This is a genomic window from Halostagnicola larsenii XH-48 (genome assembly GCF_000517625.1).
GTDB classification, from domain to species: Archaea; Halobacteriota; Halobacteria; order Halobacteriales; family Natrialbaceae; genus Halostagnicola; species Halostagnicola larsenii.
Genome location: NZ_CP007055.1, coordinates 210,896 through 230,615, shown reverse-complemented (window position 1 = coordinate 230,615; position 19,720 = coordinate 210,896). Strand labels below are relative to the sequence as shown.

Annotated in this window: 26 protein-coding genes; 14 read left to right on the top strand and 12 right to left on the bottom strand. The window is 50.3% G+C overall.

Annotation, left to right across the window (positions count from 1 at the left end; translation table 11 throughout):
* Positions 1 to 77: 77 nt before the first annotated feature.
* On the top strand, positions 78 to 569 hold the full coding sequence (locus tag HALLA_RS01120) for a hypothetical protein (protein WP_157231304.1): 492 nt from the start codon (positions 78 to 80) through the stop codon (positions 567 to 569).
* Between the two features lie 10 nt (positions 570 to 579).
* On the opposite strand, the gene HALLA_RS01115 is transcribed toward HALLA_RS01120, so the two are convergent.
* A complete protein-coding gene (locus HALLA_RS01115; RefSeq protein ID WP_169732098.1) occupies positions 580 to 1,458 on the bottom strand; it encodes a metallophosphoesterase in 879 nt (292 codons plus the stop codon).
* Between the two features lie 60 nt (positions 1,459 to 1,518).
* Here HALLA_RS01115 and HALLA_RS20380 point away from each other — a divergent pair, with 60 nt between their 5' ends.
* The 4 genes from HALLA_RS20380 to HALLA_RS21695 all read left to right on the top strand — a co-directional run bounded on the left by HALLA_RS20380 (position 1,519) and on the right by HALLA_RS21695 (position 3,476).
* Positions 1,519 to 1,674, top strand: a complete 156-nt coding sequence (locus HALLA_RS20380) for a hypothetical protein (protein WP_157231303.1) — start codon at positions 1,519 to 1,521, stop codon at positions 1,672 to 1,674.
* A gap of 30 nt (positions 1,675 to 1,704) precedes the next feature.
* Positions 1,705 to 1,941, top strand: a complete 237-nt coding sequence (locus HALLA_RS01110; RefSeq protein WP_049951663.1) for a hypothetical protein — start codon at positions 1,705 to 1,707, stop codon at positions 1,939 to 1,941.
* Positions 1,942 to 2,532: 591 nt separating this feature from the next.
* Positions 2,533 to 2,886, top strand: a complete 354-nt coding sequence (locus tag HALLA_RS21700) for a site-specific integrase (RefSeq protein WP_339325748.1) — start codon at positions 2,533 to 2,535, stop codon at positions 2,884 to 2,886.
* Positions 2,886 to 3,476, top strand: coding sequence for a site-specific integrase (locus tag HALLA_RS21695; RefSeq protein ID WP_339325747.1), 591 nt, complete (start codon positions 2,886 to 2,888; stop codon positions 3,474 to 3,476). The genes HALLA_RS21700 and HALLA_RS21695 overlap by 1 nt, the downstream gene beginning before the upstream one ends.
* Positions 3,477 to 3,661: 185 nt before the next feature.
* Here HALLA_RS21695 and HALLA_RS20375 read toward each other — a convergent pair whose 3' ends face one another.
* The 4 genes from HALLA_RS20375 to HALLA_RS21815 form a co-directional block, all read right to left on the bottom strand.
* Positions 3,662 to 8,056: a hypothetical protein gene (locus HALLA_RS20375; RefSeq protein WP_157231301.1), complete on the bottom strand. Its 4,395-nt coding sequence runs from the start codon at positions 8,054 to 8,056 to the stop codon at positions 3,662 to 3,664.
* 400 nt (positions 8,057 to 8,456) lie between these two features.
* Complete coding sequence (locus tag HALLA_RS01095) at positions 8,457 to 8,810, bottom strand: hypothetical protein (RefSeq protein WP_174887881.1); 354 nt, start codon at positions 8,808 to 8,810, stop codon at positions 8,457 to 8,459.
* A gap of 88 nt (positions 8,811 to 8,898) precedes the next feature.
* Entirely contained in the window at positions 8,899 to 9,417 is a 519-nt protein-coding gene (locus HALLA_RS01090; protein ID WP_049951660.1) for a DUF7342 family protein, read from the bottom strand.
* Positions 9,418 to 9,566: 149 nt separating this feature from the next.
* Positions 9,567 to 9,932 (bottom strand): DUF7344 domain-containing protein, encoded by a 366-nt coding sequence (locus HALLA_RS21815; RefSeq protein WP_449272279.1) that lies wholly within the window; start codon positions 9,930 to 9,932, stop codon positions 9,567 to 9,569.
* A gap of 185 nt (positions 9,933 to 10,117) precedes the next feature.
* On the opposite strand from HALLA_RS21815, the gene HALLA_RS19815 reads away from it, so the two are divergent.
* Together HALLA_RS19815 and HALLA_RS01075 are read left to right on the top strand one after the other, a co-directional pair.
* Positions 10,118 to 10,360: a winged helix-turn-helix transcriptional regulator gene (locus tag HALLA_RS19815; RefSeq protein WP_084568885.1), complete on the top strand. Its 243-nt coding sequence runs from the start codon at positions 10,118 to 10,120 to the stop codon at positions 10,358 to 10,360.
* 354 nt (positions 10,361 to 10,714) lie between these two features.
* Complete coding sequence (locus tag HALLA_RS01075) at positions 10,715 to 11,551, top strand: hypothetical protein (RefSeq protein ID WP_049951659.1); 837 nt, start codon at positions 10,715 to 10,717, stop codon at positions 11,549 to 11,551.
* Between the two features lie 651 nt (positions 11,552 to 12,202).
* On the opposite strand, the gene HALLA_RS20370 is transcribed toward HALLA_RS01075, so the two are convergent.
* On the bottom strand, positions 12,203 to 12,379 hold the full coding sequence (locus HALLA_RS20370) for a hypothetical protein (protein WP_157231300.1): 177 nt from the start codon (positions 12,377 to 12,379) through the stop codon (positions 12,203 to 12,205).
* 252 nt (positions 12,380 to 12,631) lie between these two features.
* On the opposite strand from HALLA_RS20370, the gene HALLA_RS20365 reads away from it, so the two are divergent.
* Complete coding sequence (locus HALLA_RS20365; protein WP_157231299.1) at positions 12,632 to 13,417, top strand: hypothetical protein; 786 nt, start codon at positions 12,632 to 12,634, stop codon at positions 13,415 to 13,417.
* 11 nt (positions 13,418 to 13,428) lie between these two features.
* Here the strand turns inward: HALLA_RS20365 and HALLA_RS01070 are convergent, their stop codons facing one another.
* The 3 genes from HALLA_RS01070 to HALLA_RS21275 form a co-directional block, all read right to left on the bottom strand.
* Entirely contained in the window at positions 13,429 to 13,800 is a 372-nt protein-coding gene (locus HALLA_RS01070) for a hypothetical protein (protein WP_049951658.1), read from the bottom strand.
* A 485-nt stretch (positions 13,801 to 14,285) separates the two neighbouring features.
* Complete coding sequence (locus tag HALLA_RS21280) at positions 14,286 to 14,570, bottom strand: tyrosine-type recombinase/integrase (RefSeq protein WP_242406177.1); 285 nt, start codon at positions 14,568 to 14,570, stop codon at positions 14,286 to 14,288.
* 92 nt (positions 14,571 to 14,662) lie between these two features.
* The gene (locus HALLA_RS21275; protein WP_242406176.1) at positions 14,663 to 14,869 is read right to left on the bottom strand and encodes a hypothetical protein; all 207 of its coding nucleotides are present in this window, start codon (positions 14,867 to 14,869) and stop codon (positions 14,663 to 14,665) included.
* 236 nt (positions 14,870 to 15,105) lie between these two features.
* Here HALLA_RS21275 and HALLA_RS01060 point away from each other — a divergent pair, with 236 nt between their 5' ends.
* The 3 genes from HALLA_RS01060 to HALLA_RS20360 all read left to right on the top strand — a co-directional run bounded on the left by HALLA_RS01060 (position 15,106) and on the right by HALLA_RS20360 (position 16,327).
* Positions 15,106 to 15,405: a hypothetical protein gene (locus HALLA_RS01060; RefSeq protein ID WP_049951657.1), complete on the top strand. Its 300-nt coding sequence runs from the start codon at positions 15,106 to 15,108 to the stop codon at positions 15,403 to 15,405.
* Between the two features lie 132 nt (positions 15,406 to 15,537).
* Entirely contained in the window at positions 15,538 to 15,783 is a 246-nt protein-coding gene (locus HALLA_RS01055) for a hypothetical protein (protein ID WP_049951656.1), read from the top strand.
* Positions 15,784 to 16,132: 349 nt separating this feature from the next.
* Positions 16,133 to 16,327, top strand: coding sequence for a hypothetical protein (locus tag HALLA_RS20360; protein ID WP_157231298.1), 195 nt, complete (start codon positions 16,133 to 16,135; stop codon positions 16,325 to 16,327).
* Here HALLA_RS20360 and HALLA_RS01045 read toward each other — a convergent pair.
* Positions 16,324 to 16,509 (bottom strand): hypothetical protein, encoded by a 186-nt coding sequence (locus tag HALLA_RS01045; RefSeq protein ID WP_049951654.1) that lies wholly within the window; start codon positions 16,507 to 16,509, stop codon positions 16,324 to 16,326. The genes HALLA_RS20360 and HALLA_RS01045 overlap by 4 nt on opposite strands.
* A 153-nt stretch (positions 16,510 to 16,662) precedes the next feature.
* On the opposite strand from HALLA_RS01045, the gene HALLA_RS01040 reads away from it, so the two are divergent.
* Both HALLA_RS01040 and HALLA_RS20355 read left to right on the top strand, forming a co-directional pair.
* Complete coding sequence (locus tag HALLA_RS01040; RefSeq protein WP_169732097.1) at positions 16,663 to 17,727, top strand: HTH domain-containing protein; 1,065 nt, start codon at positions 16,663 to 16,665, stop codon at positions 17,725 to 17,727.
* A gap of 147 nt (positions 17,728 to 17,874) precedes the next feature.
* Positions 17,875 to 18,051, top strand: a complete 177-nt coding sequence (locus HALLA_RS20355; RefSeq protein WP_157231297.1) for a hypothetical protein — start codon at positions 17,875 to 17,877, stop codon at positions 18,049 to 18,051.
* Between the two features lie 25 nt (positions 18,052 to 18,076).
* On the opposite strand, the gene HALLA_RS01035 is transcribed toward HALLA_RS20355, so the two are convergent.
* On the bottom strand, positions 18,077 to 18,379 hold the full coding sequence (locus tag HALLA_RS01035; protein ID WP_049951652.1) for a winged helix-turn-helix domain-containing protein: 303 nt from the start codon (positions 18,377 to 18,379) through the stop codon (positions 18,077 to 18,079).
* Positions 18,380 to 18,482: 103 nt separating this feature from the next.
* Between HALLA_RS01035 and HALLA_RS01030 the strand changes: the two genes are divergently transcribed.
* Positions 18,483 to 19,469 carry a DNA-methyltransferase gene (locus HALLA_RS01030; protein WP_049951651.1) on the top strand — a complete coding sequence of 329 codons (987 nt, stop codon included), beginning with the start codon at positions 18,483 to 18,485 and terminating at the stop codon, positions 19,467 to 19,469.
* Here HALLA_RS01030 and HALLA_RS01025 read toward each other — a convergent pair.
* Positions 19,466 to 19,690: a hypothetical protein gene (locus tag HALLA_RS01025; RefSeq protein WP_169732096.1), complete on the bottom strand. Its 225-nt coding sequence runs from the start codon at positions 19,688 to 19,690 to the stop codon at positions 19,466 to 19,468. The genes HALLA_RS01030 and HALLA_RS01025 overlap by 4 nt on opposite strands.
* Positions 19,691 to 19,720 lie beyond the last annotated feature (30 nt).

The window sequence follows — 19,720 nt, the reverse complement described above, 5'->3', positions numbered from 1 at the left end:
AAACCGTGCTTTTGAGAGAAGGAATCCGGTCCGTAGACAAGTATACTTACAAGTTTACTATCCAACTAATTCATATAATGACAACACTTGATCTCAACGATCTTTCTAACCTTTCCGGCGACTACAAAGGAAACATCGGAGAAGCAATTGGATCATCCTATTTTGAAAAATACTTCAGAAACCACCCACACCTTCTTTTCAAAGGGTTAGATGCGGAAGATGCTAAAATATATGTACAGAAACGAACCAACATCCCTTTTGAGTCACGTGAAGTATCCGATACTGGCAAAGTAATCACTAAACGTTGGGAAGCAGACTTCAAATTCACAATCGACATCTATGGACGAGACGATATTGAGAGGCAAACCTATCTGCTGGAAATTAAGACCGGGCCATATGCTGAACCAGAACGCAGTCAACTGGAAGTAATGGAGCGATTGGCACGAAACCCAGAATACAACGTCCTAACCTGCAACATCCAATTCAGCAACGATGGTGCAGAACTAAAATTCAAAGAAGCAGTTGAAAAGCACAGCGAGATCGTTTGGATGCCCCAGTCTTTCGATTAGAATCAAACCGCTATAGAAAATCATAGCGACCGATATACTCGCGGATATGCGTTTTCGGAGTGCCATCCTCTAACAGCTCTTCAACAATTCGTCTTACCTCTTCTTCATTATCCGTTTCAGTGACTTCCTCCTTAGCAGAAATCAGTCGCTCGAATTGGTCAGAGTAGTCAGACTGCAATGGACGGGAACTGAAAACGTCTGGATCGTACTCATCGCGCAACCACTCTAGTTCTCCATCTTCTAGTCGCACTTTCGATTCGTATTCATCTTGATTCGCCATAGGAGAGTCAGAACGACGCCTATACAACAACTCATCCAGTTTAGAGTCAATCACTACGGTCTCACCGGGATACGACCCCATCGAGATAAAGACCTGATCACGGACTAGGTACAACTGATCGGCAAAATGGCCCGTGATCACAATTTTCGCATCAATCTCGAATAACCAAATACGGCGAGAGGATTCTGCATGCGCTAAAATTATATCATACCTTTCGGGGAACTCCTCGCTGAGTTGTCTTGCAGTCCGTAAATAGTGAGTCGATGAATACGGAAGACCCAAAACCCTCAAGCCGTCAAACTCAGCGACTTCATGTGAGATTTCATTCGCATACTCTAAACCATCTATGTGTTCTTCTACTGCTTCATAGTCGGAATATTCGTCGTGATTCCCTTCTATCGTGGCAGAAGGAATTTCCAGTTCCTCCAAGTAGTTCAGTAACTCAACGAACTCAGAAACATGCTCTTCACTGTTCCAGCCGTCATTAATTACGTCTCCTCCAAAGAAAACCAGTGAGGGGGATTCCTCATCAACTTCATTTTTGAGAGTGGTGAGTATGTCTTCGTCCTCGATCTCCCACTGGATATCGCTGATGCAAAGAATTGACATATGGATCATTGGGATTGTTGACAAATAAAGTTACAAGTTTACCAGCAAACGAACCAGCATATGACTGAACAAGACGGTAATGGAGAAGATAAAGAAGACGTAGAAATTGCGGCAATCTACCTTCGACACGGCAGCGAATCATTCATCGAAGAATACCTTCCGCAATGCAAAGAAGCAACTAACGACCCAAATCCAACCATCTATCACGATACTTGACAAGAACCGGAGAACGAAGGATGGGAGTTCGTGAAGAACCACGATTTAACCACCGAATCAACAGACAGTATCGAAGAACAACTCTCCCTGCTGGAAGCCGATCTGAAACTGATGCAGAAAGAAAACGAGGAACTGAAAGTGTTCATCCGAGCCTTCGACAAATACCTCCTCGAAGAAATCCAAATCGATGTATTCGATTACATGGACGGATTCAACCGCGACAATCTCAGTCTTCACGACGAAGACGAGTTCGACTTCAGCAACTAACGGCCTTCCTATTGTGCAGTGACGACCCCCTGACTGAGATTTTAAATACTATCACGCGGCCAACCCTGTGCATGCTCGAAACTGAGCATCCACAAGACGACCCGCTAATCATCGAATCGCTTGTTTCATTCAGTCATTGACTCGTAACATTCGAACCAGAGCGTTCTGAGAGAGCCGCACAACTCGCAACAGACATCGCACACACGCATGGACTGACAGTAACCGACGCGCTTCAACAGATCGAGTCAAACGATGTGATCTAAGTAGAATCGAACGATGAACTGGTTGCCTCAAGAACAAGAATGAAGAATTTGCCGCGACTTGTATGGCCCGAATCGACACAGGGGGATAAGGGCGACCCGTTACAACTTGCGCTCGGCCATTATCAAAACGACATGTGCTTAAATAACTCACCATGCCGTACTGCGCTTTCTTCTGGATTTGGAGAAAGCGGTTGAAGGATGGGCGCTGCAGGCCTTGGTCACGCGGCGTGACAACCCTTCCTTTTGGCGATTTCGGGCGTTGTAGCCGTGGTTCGGAACGGATAGAAACCGGGACTCGTGGGATTCGCTTGACTGGAGAAGACCAACTATGAGTCTCGAACCAATCGACGCAGAATCCGCACTCGAATTGTACCTTGCAGACAAGGAGAACGAACTCTCGGAGGCCTCTCTGAAAGGGCATAAATACCGGCTCGGTCACTTCGTCCGCTGGTGTGATGAGCAGGAGATTGAGAATCTCAACACACTCACCGGTCGCCAGCTCCACCGGTATCGGCTCTGGCGGCGCGAAGACGGCGATCTGAATAAGGTCAGCGAGAAAACGCAGATGGACACGCTCCGTGTGTTCATCCGATGGCTGGAATCCATTGACGGCGTAGAACAAGACCTGAGTCAGAAGGTTCTGTCCCCATCGATCACACCGGACGAGACTTCCGAGACGTGATGCTAGACAGCGACACTGCCTCAAAGGTACTCGCCCATCTGGAGAAGTACGAATACGCGAGAATCCAGCACGTCACAATCGCACTAATGTGGCACACGATGATACGTGTTGGTGGCGTACATGCACTGGACGTCGACGACTATGATCCAGACGACCAGTGTGTGAAGGTTCGTCATCGTCCAGAATCGGGGACGCCGATTAAGAATCAGGGGAAGGGCGAACGGATGGTTGCGCTTTCAGATCAACTCTGCGACGTACTTGACGACTGGCTAGCCGAGAAGCGACCATCAGTCTCCGCCGAGCACGGACGAGAGCCGCTACTTGCGTCGCGTGAGGGCCGTACGAACAAAACAACACTTCGAGCGTACGTCTACCGGTGGGCCCGGCTCTGTATCTACAGCGCCAAATGCCCGCACGACCGTGACTTCGGTGAGTGTTCGGCATTAGAACGCGACACTGCCTACCGATGCCCATCAAGCGTGAGCCCACACGCAATCCGGCGAGGGAGCATTACCCATAGCCTGAACAGCGATATGCCAGACAAGGTAGTCAGCGACCGTGCAAACGTTAGTCGGCGCGTGATCGAATAACAGACGACCGGCGTACGAAGCGTGAGAAGATGGAGCAGCGGAGGGATTATTTGGATAGTCTGTAGTATATTACCGACTCTGCTGGTTCCCGCAGCTCTGGACTACTCCTAACCTCCTTTCGGTTCTCATAGCCAGTTCTCCAGAGGCCACTCCGAGATTGCTTAGATATTGAAATCCTCAAGTCATCACTTATGACTCAGGACACCCCAGCCATGGGCTTCATTTTCATGTGGTTGGAGTAGCCTCCGACTCCAATCTACTCCTTGCTGTACCAAGTTTTTGGATTCTAGTTGACCTTCCGTTTGATTTACAATCCAAACAAGATTTGAGAGAATTAAATGATGTTGGGCATCAATGATTGAACTATCACGCCAGGCCTCCAGTATATGCTGGAGTGCATCATCACCTTCCATTTCAACCAAAAACAGGGCCACTTTCTGAAATTCATTTTCCCTAGCCATCAAGCGACCCATGATATTCCGTTCACTGATCACTCTTTTCGGCAGAGACACAGCCTGCGATTCAAACCCTCGTCTATTCATCTCACGAGCGATTGGGACTACTAACTTTGGTCGATATTTGATGGTATTGGCAACTCTCCTTCCAGTCTCCACTAGATCGTCATCCGATAGATCTTCGAGCATCGTCTGCTCTAATGGTTCTTTCTCTAATATCTCGTCAATATAATCAGTATCTTCTTCCTCTGAATGTGTCCGTAGATTTTGTCCTTCAGAATCTTCATTGATTGAAAGATGGTCGGAAATGTATATCCCATATTCATTGGACACTTCTAATAGACGATCATGGACTTCCTCCTCAAGTTGGACTTGATCCTCGCTCTGAATTATACTGAGGGCACTTTGCGCTTTATCATCCCATCCATTGTCAGCTGCAACAATTGCGCAATGAGCGGTGTGGACAGAGGATTGACTATACCTCAATCCTAGTCTTCCCCTCCCAAAAAGAACGGAATTCAATTGTTGTTCAGTTATCCCATCCGGGTTGTTGATTCTCCAACTGTGAATCTTACGTAATGTTGGTTGTTCTAATACTTCTCCGACTACTTGGTCATACGAAATAATACCTGCGTCCAAGAGTGTACGTAGGAACATACCCTCGAAGTGACGTGTTTCATCACCATCAGTCATATCGTGAAGAAGCCGGGCCCAGTTTATTAACCGGATTGCAACTCCCTGATAATCATTCCAGTTATCCTCTGCAACACAACTCAACGCGTTCCAAACTTCGTTTAGAAAAACATCTTTGTGATTCCCGTATCGGAAAGATCTCGAAAGGGCGTAGCGAGAGCATTTCTCAGCGAAATCATACAATTCTTCATCTGCAGCTTGTATAGTGATGTCCCATAATTCGACTGCTAATTCCTCTTCTGAAGGGTCTGCATTTATGTATCTCTGGAAATCTTCCTTAAGTATCACCTCACGCTCCGAAGGAGTCAAATTATTTTTGATTATTCTTTCAATATTGTTCACCACTATTGTTTGGATGTATGCTTCAGATTCCGTATCCTCTAGTAAATACGGGACTGATCGTGCTGCTGGCGAATCATCAAATAAGAAATCGCTCTCAAGATCGCTGAATGCATTACTAATAAAATCCCTATATTGGATAAGTGGCGAAGACTGGCGGGGAACGTCTATTTCTGTATCCGGCCCAACCCAATCCCCGATTGACTCCATAAGAAACTGGATCCATTCATTAGATCGTGTGGAGTTTTCACTACAGCGATATGCTCCAATGCTGGCTAAGAGTAGATCAAGTTCAACAACTATCGGAGATTGTTCCCTGATAAGCTCTTGGAGTTCATCAGGTTGACCTCCAAGTAAAGAATAGATAGCCCCAATGTAGTAGGACTGGGAGTGTCGGATTTGATCGTTCTCTATAGCATAGGGATTCTTAATTCCAATTTCCCGAATCCGTTCGAATACCTCCTCAATCTGAGTGAGATCCTCGCCGTGAGCTAATGCTATAGAGTATAAAGCAGCCACAGACATCTCATTAAGATCGTAGGAGGTGGACTGAACGGCTTCCTTCCACGATGGTTCAATCTCGGGCCCTAACGATGAACATGCCTCAAGGCCAGTGAGCGGGTCATTGAAAATCCACTCTGGCGGAGAAATATCCAATAACTCTGGATATTCTCGGACAGCGTTAATGACCTCGAATACAAAGTGTCCATCATCCTCACCAACCACCGCACCAGCTCTTCTCCAGAATTCATCAGGATCAAAGGCAGCAGCAACGGCATTGAAGTAGGTATCTGGTCTCCATTCGCCATCTTCAGAGCCAAAGAACTGGTCTTCACATTCTTCTATCCATAAATCAGAGGGAAAATCATCCCAATTATTGGCGACTTTTTCAATTGACTGAAGGGTAGTTTCATTCGTTGGTTCATAATGTATAGATTGTTCAACGATATCTACTGCTTCTTCACGCATCCCCGACGCGACATAGTAGGATAGTCTCTCTTGTTGATGAGGGACACTATTACGGAAGTACGCACCAATTACAGCACAATCAAATGCAGATTCGTAATCACCACAATCAAGTGTGACTTCAAACAGCATCTGAAGCATATCTTGAATAAGTTGAGGATGAGCGCCGTTCTCTAACCATTGGAAGGCGGTTTCAAGATTGATTATAGTAGCCAGATCTTCCTGCCCCGGCCCTTGCTCTGCATGGTATTGGAGACTATCAAGCTCTGCTGGGAAATGGCGGCAATGTTCGAATATCTTGGAATATAATTCGGTATGTAACTGGTAAACTTCATTATCCTCTAATTCTTGCTTCACGTATTCACCGAAACTGTCGTGGAATACCCTATACCAGCCATCCTGAAGTTCTGTAGAAAGATGTGATATGGGCGGTGACTGAAGATCCAGTTCATGATCTATTGATGGCAAACCGAGGGTGTCTTTTATTAAGTCCTCGCCAATTCCCTCTGGACTTATCGATATCAGTGAAATAATATCACTATGGACGGGGGATAGTGGATCCCATATCGTACTGTAGTAATCCGCCAGATCACCCTCTGCAACCGGTGCCTCAGTTACTACGGAAGAAAGGTCTGACTCACGTACTTGAGCTTGTTCTACGAGATGTGAAATAATAACTGGAAGACCATCTGAAACATTTAGAATCGATTCAACTAGTTCTGGAGTATAGTCTTCACCCATCTCACCTAGGAATAGTTCTATCTCTCGGGACTGCCACGGTATCACTTCACGGATATCATCCACATCTAGAAGATCATAACATTCCCCATCAAGTTCTCTGCTTACCAACATCAACCGAAGAGGCGCAGGAAAGGTTAGATGACCAATTTCTTCAATTATTGTCCCATGTGGGTCAATTGATCTATTTGTTTCTCCCGGCTCCCGAAGAACGTGGTCAAGACCGTCAACAATTAATACAGGGCTCTTTCCCTCATTGTCAGCCCAGTTAGCAACACGTTCAATATAGTTTTGAAGCGCGCCTCTATCTGTCCAGACTGGTTGACTATCCCGGTCAAATGCTTCCGGGAATGACTCATACAATTGTGCGGCAAACTGGTGCCTGAACCACTCTTTGTCAATCCGTCGTTTGGCTTCAGAGCGAGAGTCTCCCGGAACAAATAAATGGTATCGAAATACCGGTGGCCCTTCGGATCGAGTACAATACAATTCTACACCGGTCGATTTTCCACTACCGGGTCGTCCTTCTATTAGAACTCTCCTATTACCCTCTCCAATTGTACCAATCAATTCCTGCACCCATCCTGGAATGATATACTCTTCTTCAGTTGGGAATTGTTGATTTAGCGTCCTCTCTCTAGGATCAAGACCAAGACGCTGAGCAATTTCAGCTCTGTCAAGCCATCGGCCAGGACTGTCCCGGGCATCCGATGCCAAGATAACAGCCTTTTTAATAAGCGTATCCACTTCTGGAAGTCGAGGACTAGAATGTGAATCAATAAGGTAATTTACTGACTTTCTAATCTGATTATATAGTTCGGTTTCGTCAATAGGCAATACTCTTCTGCCTTCGGGAGCCTCAGGAATTCCTGGGAGACCTAATCCAAATTCGATTTCTACTTCGTTATTAACAGTCCCTGCTTCTCCCTCAATTCTTGTAATTGGAATCTCGAACTTCTCTAAGAGTTCTATGGTCTTGTCCGTTTGTTCGAGAACCAAGTCACCAGATGCCTCCGAATCATAAGAAGTGAGGACAATAAATCGATCTCCTTGCCCCTTTTCAATTCGGGAATCAGCAGATTCGACCATCTTCTCTACATCTAATCTACCTGAACGGTCATTGAGATCTGTCGGACTTAAGCTATATCCGATTCCGTTTTTAGCCTGAATACAAACGATGTCATTTCCTTCTTTTACTATCAGATCGTCGAACCTGTCGTTATCATCGATTGCCCCCTCAACCATCACTTTGTCTGCGTCTTCAAATAGAACGGAGAGAAGGAAGGCACCTGTAATGGTGTCTTGAAATGAATATCCTCGTGCGAGTCCAGCTTTGCTCTTTGCTTGAGAGGGAAGATCAATTGAGACATTAGTATTTTCCTGACTCATTCTTCACCCATTTTATTAGAAATACAACATTTTGATTTGGCAATCATCTGTATCCTGTTGAACCATGGTATTCCAATATGCCTTCTGTCTCACAGTGGTTAGATTAGTGTACCGGTGATCTCGTCACTGAGATAGATGCATTTACCAAACGTATTGAACGCCTCTTAGTGAAGATCAATATCAAAACAAGCATGGGGGATTTGACCCCTTGATACCGCTACCAACTCCTAAAATCGGCAGACGGCCAGAACTGATAGCTATCAGTGGTTATAGAGAATGCTCAAATCTACCTGCGACGATAAAATGCTGTAATTAAATCACTCGAAGTTGATTGTGTATTTGCGCTGTATATTCAGCATAACTCGCAGAATGTATGTCGAAATTGAAAAACCTCTGACAGTCAATACGCCTCCTGTTGCCCCCATAGCGTTTCGATTCGCTCCTCGATCCGATCGAGGACGAGACGGCTCACGTCGCGATGATCAGCTGGCCACTGCTCGTTTTCCGCGTCGTTGCGACTCGCATCTGACGGCGGATGGAAGTGATCTCTCGAGTTGTGCGCGTTTGGATGCCGATCCCATCGACACTTCCACGCACTATCTTGCCGTTCCTCTTGATAGTGGACATTGAAATCGTCGTTCCGGTACCAACGAATCTCGAGACGAGCGGATACCTCATTCGGGTAGTACTCGTCGGACAGGTCGACACGGAGGTGTAGCTTCTCAGTCATAATGATTTCTGCCGATTGAAACATTTGACTGCCGAGAAATTGGGATCGAAGGCGTTCTAACACCGATCGGCTGATCGGCGCAGGGCTCCGACCGTCATTCACCGGTACCATGTCAGCTGTGCGACGGAGCCGTGGAACTGGCGACCTTTCTCCGGGCACGTTCGTGATGACGACGCTCCTCAATAGCGGTGGCCCAATCACTGAGTTCGACATACACATCGTCGATCCGCGCCGCGTCGAACTCGAGGACGTCGACCTCGGCGGGTGAATCGACGTCGTATTCGTCGCGATACTCCTCAATTCGATCGGTCAGCGCTGAGACACGGGCCTGCAACTCGTCGACGGTATTCTCCCGCGCTAACTCATTTATTCGACGCCACTCGAAGTAGTCATCGTTGCGCTCGTACCTGACTGGTCGCCCTTCATGTCGAATAACGATGCCGAGGTCGGCGTAGAACGACAAGTGGGTCCGTGCCGACTCCGCCGAACAGTCTGCTCGCTCGGCGATTTCAGCGGCCGTCATCGGCTCTCGAGCGTGCAACACCGTTCCGTATACGCGCTGCTTCGTGTCTTCACCCTCGAACGGTCTGTCGAATGGGGGTGGGCCCTCGCGGCGTGTGTTGTCTGTCATACTTCCATCAACGGGGTTAGGATATATATTCCTTTCTTCACCCAAAATATATTCTCTAGTACTCTGCTTACCACGCAAATCTATGTCTGCTGTTTCAGGGAACCACAGATCAAGAGAGGATTTTACGAAGGCATTATAGATTGATTACCTCACTCCTCGAGGTTCCAAAGCGTCTGAAACGCAGTTTGATTAAGATTGCTTAGGAGGAGAGTTATTGTGAGATCTGGGCCTGGAGCAACGGTCTGGCGCTCGGGATCATAGATGATAACATCGGCGTCCGAAAGCGTCGATAGATGCGTTTGGGAGAGCGCGTTGTACACGTTGCGGTACGGTTCACCGGTTGCACAGTGCATTGGGACATCTCGTTCTCGAGCAGCGATTTCTCGAGCAAGGGTACGAACCGAGAGGTCGTTATCGCTCTCTGCAACCAACTCAATCACATAACGGCGTCGTGGCGCTCTGAGGGAGTGATATACCCTCGAGAGGTAGTCATCACCGCAGTTGTTATATCCCATAGCGGATTCGGTGTTTGCCCTCGAGGGAGTGTTCTACCTGTACTTCGAAGGGGATTCTCCAAGTGGTCTCTCGCATGGACGTTTGCAAACCCATCCACCAAATTAGTTCTTTTGAAGGAACTAATGATAGTTAGTTCTCTCAAGAGAATAAATGGCTAACTACGATCTAACCAGGGATTTTCATAATGAGCGATGGCCCTGGTCGGAAACCGATAGTCACTGACGACGACATTCTCGACATCTTTCGTTCGAGTTCTGATCCTGTTTTGACTACGTCTGAAGTAGCCTCAAATTTTAATATCACGCATCGAGGTGTTCGAGATCGGTTGGAGAAACTCGAGCAAGAGGGGATACTTGAATGTAAGAAAGTTGGTGCTCGAGGGATGGTCTGGTGGTATCCTGGTCACATCTCGACCTCAGCACGGTAAGTTTTGAGTTGCGTCCTTGGTAAGGATGAGAGCCCGGGTTCAAATCCCGGCCTAGGCTGCGCCTGCGGTGCAGACTGTAATTCGCAGACAGCGCCCTTTTAGCATAATTTTTCCGGCGATTAGAGACGTCAATGATACCCGTTCTGCGGGTGATATTGTCGCCTGTTCTCCCCAACCAAAGATACCCGCCCGCGCAGTCTCCCGCCAGAGTCTAGTGGTTCCTGAGAATGACTATGTTTGGTTCCTCGGGAAGCCACGCCATGGGTTTAATACATCAATCTTCTCGATATTCCAGCGGTAACGTTGGTCTCCCCAAAAATTTTTCACATTTACAGCTAAGGTAACTGGCAACCGATGGAGAGGGCTAGTGTACTCACTAAAGTCGATTTCGAGATCGCTCTAACTGCTTTGGTTGCTACTACTGTAGCCGCCTTTCCGACAGGGGAAGTTCCAGAGTACTCCGTAATTAGGGTCTTTGCTGTGGGCCTTCTTGCCCTTACGCTAATTCGGAGGTTAGCGGTTATGAACGCATTAAAGAAAGACGGATATGTTTTGGAGATAACAACACAATTGCTCGACCTATTTACTTACATATCCGTTTTGTATCTTCTCTTTAATATCTCTCTCCGAATTGCAGAGAGCCCTCTTGGCTTTCTCTCTCCCCAGACTCTTTTCTTGATTATAACACCGGTTTGTGCGCTTGGCTTACTTCTTGTCCAACAGGTCGCGTTGAACGACGCGCTGAGAGGCTCTGAAAAACTGTTTGCTACTAAATCAGAGGAACACCATGGGGAGTTCCTCGGCCTTGTACTGATGGAGGTCGCTGTTTTCGTCGGGAAGCGTCGGCAGTTGCTTCACAATGAATCGCGTCAAAGCAGGCTTGTTGAGTACTATCCGGATTTTATCATGAAGGATGATGATTCACCCTTACAGAAAGGGATTTTCTACGCGATCTCAGGAACCGTACTCCTTTCGTTCATCCTTCTTCTGGGTGCGGGGAGTATAATACTTGATATCCCACTGTTCGGTGCTGTAGCACTGCTGATTTCTACTATGTTAGTTATTGGGCTTGTTGACCTGTGGTATTCCCTATACGGTGTTATCGGAGCTGGCGACCGTAACGGGAACCTGCACTTTGTTATAACCGCTACCACCTACCTTTTTATTGGAAATATGATTTTCACGATTTGAGCCCAATCTGTACCATTCCCGGAATTTAGTTCAGGCTAATTCACCCTGTCACAGCCGCTACTGGTGAGTTCGGTCACCGTTAAAAAGGATGACCAATAATGAATAACAGGAGTGACCGTGGCTGGGTCACACATGGTAATTGGGATAGATACTGCAAAATCAGTCATTTTATTGAAATATACGTGTGACCGACCACTACAGTACTGTATACAGTATACTGAATGAAGTACGAGTAACCGTACTGTCCAGTACGAGTATTATCGGGAAGGTCCCCGTGTATACAAAACAGTACTAACCAGTGCAGATGACTGTACGAAGGTTAGAGTACTGTGTCCCTGTACGGAAAACGTACGCTCGCACCTGTTTGGGAAAGAGCAGGCAGAAACCAACTATACAGTCGGGGTTATCACCAGAGGCACAAAAAAGCCCATAGAGTGGGTTCTTCACCATACGACCAATCATTCGTATGACATCAGAGACGACCACAGGACGTACTGTGGCTTCTGAGAGTGTCTTGTGCGGAACCCACTGCTCGGGATTGCTACCGCAGCGGCGGTATACTCATGGATGAGGTGGCCAGTTGGTGGTCACTGGGACATCGACATCAAGTGACCGGCCACTACATCAAAAAACAGACAGAATGGATGGACTTTACAGGTCTTCGAGGTACCGGCATCGGGTGCCCATCTGTTCTGCTTTGTTCCGTCGGTCGTAGTGGGCTTCAAGTACCTCACAGCCCACGTTCATCCGCTTGAAGGCGACATCCTTGGGCTTCCCGAGGTTGAGCATGTGGGTTATCGCACCCTTCCGAAACCCGTGAGGCGACATCGGGGATAGACTTGCTCGCCGTAATATACTCGCCCGCCTTGCAGGTGTCCGGTGACCGGTCATGTGGACACTGGGAACCGAAGTGGCACGGTCGGGTGACCGTGTAGATGTTCAACTGGTGCGTGGTTTTCGCCAGCCGGCCTCTTCCCGTTGAAAACAGACATCGATACAGCAATCCTTCTCATGCAAAGGATGGCTATGATTGAACCTAGTCATTAGTATTCATATACACGGATTCCAATTTGTTGGTGAATGAGCAGTAGCATGGAAGAGAATTTAGAACGCATTGAGGAGGTCTTGATACGAGAGACGCAGAAGGCAAGCTCGATAATTACTGACCTGATAGATTTCACCATCAATGAATATGAGCTAGGCCACCTAACAAATGAAGAGTCAGTATACAAGATTCTGGTTCATTCCATAAAATACCAGTTCCCGAGTATACTGGCATCAGAACTTGACGGGGCTGAAAAAGGGGGATTAGTATTCTCAGCTAGGGAATTTTCTCACAGTAAGAAAGGTTCAGAGGAACGTAAAACGGGTGCGGATTTTGCTATCTCTTTAGGCGTAAATATCCCAGATTATCAATCATCAACAGCGGTATATGTGCAATCCAAGGCAGAAACGCGGAATTCTGGTGTTGGAACGGGAGATCTAGGCGATGCATCTCTCCGAATGCTAGAACATACATCAGATTCTTTCATTTTCGTATTTCCGCTTGGAGGAGAACTGGCTATTATTCCAGCTTACAGTACTGCTGGAATCCATGTTGGCGATGGGACAATCACTCAGAATTTCCACAAAACTCTCCCCAGAATGGGTCCTGAAGACTTCATGAGCAAGTTTGCCCAAGGGTTTGTGGGTGACCACAGGATGGTCCCATCTGCTATTCACCCTTTAGCTTGGGAAGAAAGAGAACATGTCGTGCGAGCATTACAGGAATACCCTGTTTCACGACTATTACAAATACAGGTCACTCATAGAGATGTAGAACCCACGTCCAATGATATGGGGAACATCTACTATCCAAATTATTGATGCCTATCTATTTACCAATCTTCAACGACCACGAGGTCAGAGGCTTCAGTTTCGTTGCCGGTTTCAGGGTCTTGGACCTGTTGATCCTGTACTGCATTAATTAGATTTGCCGCGATTAATGAAAGTCCATTGTCGCCCACTACAAGCCGGTCTTCATCGTAGACATGCTTATAGGCGAACATCTCATTTACAGCGTCTCGCTTTGCTTGATCCCAAAGTTCTATCATGTTCATTGCGTTGTTGTGCCTCTCCACCACATCAACAATCTCTCCTGAAGCCATTGAGTCCTTAGCGTCCTCCAGGGAGATGTGTTCTCCATCGTCTATAGCGCCGTTGACCATGAAATACAGAGTCGTTAGGTCTCCGATTGTAATTTCGGCCATGCACCTCAATCCATGGTTCTTGGAAATAAAATCTTCTAAAGAGATTTCTATAGCGACAATCCTAGATGTCTTGAATATACTCTCGCTGTCTTTCTGCCTTCTCAGCAGAAGACCCCTTATCGTAGTGCTTGTCCAACACGATTCCACTCATATTCACTCGTTCTCCGGTCATGTCCTTCGGTTGTCCCGCGTTTCTTGCAGCAGTCACATATCCACGCCGGAGTACATGGGGACTCACTGAGCCCGGACACTTACATCAGGCGTTCCAAGACATAGCCTCGCAAACCTCGGGGTCACGGTCAAAGGGACACTCTCCGCCGTTGTAGTAGCACGGCCGAGTTGCGGTGTAGAATACCGTTGAATCGTCGTCTCAACCACACGCCCGCTCTTGGACGTTAAAAGTGGTTCTCGCCCGTGTTCGTCCGTCACCTCGTTCCGATTCATCTCAACGTAGTTCCGAATAATCACGGCTGTCTCTGATGTAATCAGAACGTCTCTCTCTCACTCTTTTCTTTGTTCTTCAGCGGCGTTCCTGTTGTTGGCCGGTGGCGAAGCTCAAGCGCGGGCCGTCCGTCGTCAAAGTCCCCGAGCTCGAGTGCCCGTAGCCCGCTCATGCGCATACCTGTCTTCCAGAGGATTAGTAGGGTAATGCGACGGTTGCTCGCATACTCGAACTTTTCGAGGAACTCCAGCATTTCAAGGGCTTCATCCCGAGTGAGGAGGTCGTCACATATCTCGTCGTCTTCGTTGACCGAGGGAATCCGGACCATGTCGGCCATGCCCCGAGGGACGGCTTAGATGTGTTCGCAGAACTCGATGAACTGCTTGAGCGTCATCATGTCTTGCCGGGTCGTGATGACCTTCACGTTCGACAGGCGGTGTTCCTTAAATCGCTGGATAACCTCGCTATTGAGGTCGTTAGGTCGGTGATACCCTGTCCGTCCAGCCAGTCACAGAACTGCCGAGTCATCGTGCGGTAGTTCTTGAACGTCTTCTTGGTGACGCCGGGCTTCTTGTCGTTGAGGTAGCGGTTCTTCGCGTCGTGCGGCGGTGTCGGTTTCAGGCTCATGGTCGGTCGGGTACAGCCCGCTAAACTGACAGGCGGTACAACCCGGACGGAGGGCGTGGGACCGTGTGCCCCAATCGCCCGACGTGAGAGCCCGGGTTCAAACCCCGGCCTAGGCTTATAAGAAATACTTCAAACCCCTTCTTCACCTTCTACCTGGGTAGCGGCACCTATCGGTTTTTCAATTCGACTCAGTATAAACCTCTTGAGGGGTTCGATGAACAGGCCGGGGGTGGAGCATGACGCCCCTCGGCGATGAGAGGGGCGGTTCAGGCAGCAGGGAAGGTCTCACATACACCGATCAAGAACCCGTCGCGACTGTCTCCCTCCAGAGGAAACCGCCGTCCAATGTTTGGAATGAGCGCGTGAATTCCGATGGATTCCATGATTCTTTCATCGACGCTGTATTGAATGCGGTCCGTGGTCGGACTTATATTGAATCTCATAGTGCGCTCGAAGAAGCCGGTGTCAATGCCCTCAACGGTTCGTACCGGACGCTGATCCTCCGGACGGCCAAAGGCGACGAAGACGCCATGTGAGACCTCTTACGAGAGACTCGCGGCCTGGGAACCGGGCAATCACCCTTCACCGACGTCATCAGTGCGGCGAAGATATTCGAGATTGCCGTCGAAAACACTCCCGACCGAAACGTTCCGACCATCGCAGTGCAGATGTCCCGAACATTTCGCGAGGTCCGGGCGGATCAGCGACGGGACGTCTGTGAACTCACCGCGACGCTCGCCCGCGGGTGTGACGTTCGGCTGATCGCGAGCGCCCTCATGATCCGGTGGCTCGCGAGTGAACACCGGTCGGACCTACCGGGCGTTAGTAACGCCTGCAGTATACCCTGGAGCCGGTCACCGCCCATCGACGAGCTCGTGAAGACAGCGTGGCGTCAATGGACCCAGATGGCGTGAGGTCGGTCTCCTACGATCATTCGCACAAGAACCGGATGAGACTCTGACATACCACAAACTGTACGCTGATTCCCTCGTGAGTGATCAGCGGGTCCATCAATGCATTCAGACGTTCAGGGAGAACAGCCTGGTCGATTCGTTCGGTCCACAGCGTGATCGTCGGGTTGAGCTCCTCGAGGTGGGACGGATGTTTTTCGAGACGTTAGACCGGGAAATAGGAAGACAGCGCCGGCTTGATGAAAGCGTTAGTCAGACCGGAAAGTCCCGTACGAAGGACCGTGTAACCCCGGCCGCTCACGATACCCCCCTATCGGAGGCCGACCAGACGCGGCCGTTCCAGGTGAGGTACATGGGACGGGCGAACCATGCCGCGGCGGCCGCCTCGGCTGTCGATGGTGGTGTGACACTGCTCGACGACACCCTTGACTCGGGCGAGGATGACCGAACGCACCTCGTTTCCTACGACGAGACCCGAGACGAGGCGGTCGTTTCCGTTCACGGATCAGGGGCCTTCCCTTACGTGGTGAGCACTGCAGTGCGTTAGCGTCGCCCCGTTTCATCGACTGTGTCCTCCCTGTATCCCGACTCAAGAGTCTCAACGAACCGCCCGCCATTCTCCGGGACGCCCGGTGTATCGGGTGGCTGTCTGATGAGGCCCTCGTTGATGTTCAGGTCCTCCGTGACTCTTTCGTCGGCGTCGAACTCCAGAACCTCACCCGTAAGCACCGGAACGGTGAGTTCGATGATCGGAGCGAAATCATGCGATTAGCTCACGGTTTAGTGGGGGCAGTCACTCACCTCCTGGAAGCATTCGGCGTTGACCTCGTACGAGAAATCCGGGTACCGGGCGGTCTTGAGCATGAACGACAGCTTCAGCCGATGGCAGACTCCGTTGCGATCAGTGCGGCTATCCAGGCCCGGTACGGGGCGTTCGCGACATATCGGCAGCTATTCGAGACTCGTAAGAAGAAGCGAGCGTCGGCTCTCACTCCTGAGGTCGACGCAGCTGACCCGTTCGGGACTCTCATCGATTCGTTCGTCATTCGGGGGCTATACCTGCACCGGTTCGAGGAGTACCTACGAGACGCCCGCGAATCGCCGGTTGATGTCCACGAGGACGCGCCGGAGATCTCTATCCGAATCCTCGTCGTTGACACCGACCGCCGGACACCCTACTCCACCGCTGTCCAGCGGATGTGCGAGGCGAAGAACCTCGACCCAACTCGTGAGGCAGTCTCGTTCCTCCAGGCCTTCACCGCCTCACCCTACGCTGTCACCCGGGCGCTCCAGCAGCTCGGTCACGAATCAACGCCCCAAGAGATGCACCTCGACGAGGTCCGATACGCCCTCGCGACGCTCCCGGCTAACCGAATTTTCCCGAATGCGCCACCGACGGTGTCGAAGGCAGTACATGCTCTCCTGGCGACCTCACGGCCGCTGACACAGGCGGAGCTCGCTGAGCAGGCCGGAATCAGCGCCCGATTAGTGAGGAACCACGTCGACCACCTCGAGGCACTGTGGCTGATCGAGGTGACCGTCGACGGATACCGGCTGCCCCTCCCGTTCCGTGAAGAACGGGGGCCGGCCGGTGACGCTCACCTCTCCTGGTACCTCACGCCGAATCATGACCGCGACGACTACCTCGACGCGACCGAGAGGGGAGTCCTTTTCGAGGCGGTGATCGAACGGGAAGGAGTGAGCGACGACGACGTCATACGAGTATTCGACCGGATCAAGACGCTGCAGATCATGCCGGAGGCTCGTCGGGAAATTGAGGCGGTGGGGCCCACGGCCACACCGCTGCTCGAGGCGGTTCGCGTCTTGGCGGCCGAGGAGCCGGACCGTGAGTTCACCGACACGGTGATCGTCGGCGTAGAGCCGGAACAGGCAGCCCTCCCGGCGCGTCTTGCGACCACTAGGCAGACGGGGGGCACAAATGTGTGAAGAGGATGGTCCTCCGAGGGAGAGCCGGTACCGGCGCTGACCGCGGCCGACCGCGAGCTCGTCGAGCGGCTCGAGACGGCAGCTGCCAACCTATGGGGTAAGAAGTACGCGATCAGCATCAGGCGGTGGTCAGACGGGACAGCGCAGGTGTTCGCCGAACACGTCCGGGGCCTCACCCCAGAAGGCCACCGGGTAAAGGAGCGGTTGATGCCCGACGGAGAGGGCAACTTCGGCCACGATGTCGTCGCGGTCACCCGTCAGGAGCAGGTGACCCGTGAAGAGATTGAGTACCCCGTCAACGCTGGCATAGCCGACCAGAGGTAAGAGCTGCAGGTGTGATAAGACCGTTTCATCGTCGTCCGTATCTGTTTTCGTCGTCCAGCATCCCATTCTCATCCATAAACTCCAGTACTTCTTCGCCTTGTTCGGTTATAGAGTATAACCGACCGCGCTTGGTGTCCTCGTCAACGAGCAGGTCGATGAGGTCTCGGTCGCGCAGCTTGTTCGCGGCTTCGGTGATACGGCTATATTCTAAATCAGTATCCTCCCGTATTTGGGCAGGGATTGCCGCACCCTCTGCAAGCCGCTGGAGAATTGTCGTGCGATGTGGGGAACGCACAACGAACGACGCGTCGTCTTCTACCTGACCCATGTTACCCCCGGTTACTCACGGGAGTCCATGATACTACCTACGCTCTACCTAAAGTTACTTACACTCTCGTCTCGTAGCGATAGAGCAGAGAGATTAAGAATCTATGAACGAGTGTACTCAGATAATGGGTTACGACCTGTATCAAGGGAACTCCTTCCAAGTCTTGGAGGAGGAGTTCGACAAGAACTCTATTCACGCAGTAGTGACGGATCCGCCGTACTCCGTCATCGAATTCGAAACCGCCCACGTGGAGAAGATGCGAGATGGCAAGGGCGGCGTATGGAGAATTCCTCCTGAATTGGACGGGAATAAACGGAAACCTCTCCCCCGATTCACCGTACTGACAGAGGACGACAAGGACAAGCTCCGTAACTTCTTCAAGCAGTTCGGTGAAGCTGTCGAACGTGTCCTTCGCCCGGGCGGTCACGTGTTTGTCGCCTGCACACAACTCTTGATGCACGAAGTCTCCCAGCAATTGGATGAAGCAGGGCTGGAACGTCGGGACGTTCTCATTCGTGAGACGAAGACTCTCCGAGGCGGAGACCGTCCGAAGGGTGCGCACGACCATCCTGAGTACAAGATGGTGTCGTCGATGCCCCGAGTCTACTGGGAGCCGTGGCTACTCTACCGAAAGCCGTTCGACAGGCGTCTTGATGAGAATCTTGGGGAGTGGCAGACTGGTGGACTCCGACGCGAATCCGATGAGAGGCCGTTCACCGACCTGCTCGGGAACGGAAAAACGCCGAAGGAAGAGACAGAAATCGTCAAGAACGCACATCCGGGCGGCGAGGAAGAAGTCGAAGCGCATCCGAACCTGAAACCACAGAAACTGATGCGAGAACTCTGCCACGCTGCGCTCCCGCTACGGGAAGGGACGATTCTAGACCCGTTCATGGGTTCAGGCTCCACCATCGCGGCAGCCTACGCGCTCGGATACGATGCTGTAGGTATCGAATTGGACGAAACCTTCTACGAGATGGCTCAGAACGCTATTCCCAATCTCGCTGAAGTACCTACGGAAATCGAAAAGCGGGATGACGTAGAGGAACACCGCACGCAGTCCCGGTCTCTCTCCGACTTCAGTAACTAATCCTCTGTCGGGGCGAACTTCCAGTCTAACGTATCTGGGTCAACGTTGCCGATGATTTGTGTCTCCTGAAGTTCGTCAATATTCAGACGTTCACGGAGATCTCCGGTGATTTGGATTGCTGTGAGTCGCCAGTCCGGTGTCTCGGGGAACTCTGCACCGGAGCCCTCGTAGAGACCGTTGATGCTACGCTCCGCACCGTAGTTACGCTGTTTGTACCGCATCTCCACGGGAAACCGATGAGTATCCGTCAT

Coding starts and splice junctions, on each gene's coding strand:
- HALLA_RS20360 (WP_157231298.1), top strand. CDS start 16,133: ATGGGACGGGCGAACCATGCCGCGGCGGCCGCCTCGGCTGTCGATGGT.
- HALLA_RS20380 (WP_157231303.1), top strand. CDS start 1,519: ATGACTGAACAAGACGGTAATGGAGAAGATAAAGAAGACGTAGAAATT.
- HALLA_RS21815 (WP_449272279.1), bottom strand. CDS start 9,932: ATGGGATATAACAACTGCGGTGATGACTACCTCTCGAGGGTATATCAC.
- HALLA_RS01030 (WP_049951651.1), top strand. CDS start 18,483: ATGAACGAGTGTACTCAGATAATGGGTTACGACCTGTATCAAGGGAAC.
- HALLA_RS20370 (WP_157231300.1), bottom strand. CDS start 12,379: ATGTCGCCTCACGGGTTTCGGAAGGGTGCGATAACCCACATGCTCAAC.
- HALLA_RS01095 (WP_174887881.1), bottom strand. CDS start 8,810: ATGTTTCAATCGGCAGAAATCATTATGACTGAGAAGCTACACCTCCGT.
- HALLA_RS21280 (WP_242406177.1), bottom strand. CDS start 14,570: ATGGTCCGGATTCCCTCGGTCAACGAAGACGACGAGATATGTGACGAC.
- HALLA_RS21700 (WP_339325748.1), top strand. CDS start 2,533: ATGAGTCTCGAACCAATCGACGCAGAATCCGCACTCGAATTGTACCTT.
- HALLA_RS01060 (WP_049951657.1), top strand. CDS start 15,106: ATGACGCCCCTCGGCGATGAGAGGGGCGGTTCAGGCAGCAGGGAAGGT.
- HALLA_RS01115 (WP_169732098.1), bottom strand. CDS start 1,458: ATGTCAATTCTTTGCATCAGCGATATCCAGTGGGAGATCGAGGACGAA.
- HALLA_RS19815 (WP_084568885.1), top strand. CDS start 10,118: ATGAGCGATGGCCCTGGTCGGAAACCGATAGTCACTGACGACGACATT.
- HALLA_RS01040 (WP_169732097.1), top strand. CDS start 16,663: ATGGCAGACTCCGTTGCGATCAGTGCGGCTATCCAGGCCCGGTACGGG.
- HALLA_RS20365 (WP_157231299.1), top strand. CDS start 12,632: ATGAGCAGTAGCATGGAAGAGAATTTAGAACGCATTGAGGAGGTCTTG.
- HALLA_RS01070 (WP_049951658.1), bottom strand. CDS start 13,800: ATGGCCGAAATTACAATCGGAGACCTAACGACTCTGTATTTCATGGTC.
- HALLA_RS01090 (WP_049951660.1), bottom strand. CDS start 9,417: ATGACAGACAACACACGCCGCGAGGGCCCACCCCCATTCGACAGACCG.
- HALLA_RS01035 (WP_049951652.1), bottom strand. CDS start 18,379: ATGGGTCAGGTAGAAGACGACGCGTCGTTCGTTGTGCGTTCCCCACAT.
- HALLA_RS21275 (WP_242406176.1), bottom strand. CDS start 14,869: ATGAGCCTGAAACCGACACCGCCGCACGACGCGAAGAACCGCTACCTC.
- HALLA_RS01025 (WP_169732096.1), bottom strand. CDS start 19,690: ATGCGGTACAAACAGCGTAACTACGGTGCGGAGCGTAGCATCAACGGT.
- HALLA_RS21695 (WP_339325747.1), top strand. CDS start 2,886: ATGCTAGACAGCGACACTGCCTCAAAGGTACTCGCCCATCTGGAGAAG.
- HALLA_RS20375 (WP_157231301.1), bottom strand. CDS start 8,056: ATGAGTCAGGAAAATACTAATGTCTCAATTGATCTTCCCTCTCAAGCA.
- HALLA_RS01055 (WP_049951656.1), top strand. CDS start 15,538: ATGTCCCGAACATTTCGCGAGGTCCGGGCGGATCAGCGACGGGACGTC.
- HALLA_RS01120 (WP_157231304.1), top strand. CDS start 78: ATGACAACACTTGATCTCAACGATCTTTCTAACCTTTCCGGCGACTAC.
- HALLA_RS01075 (WP_049951659.1), top strand. CDS start 10,715: ATGGAGAGGGCTAGTGTACTCACTAAAGTCGATTTCGAGATCGCTCTA.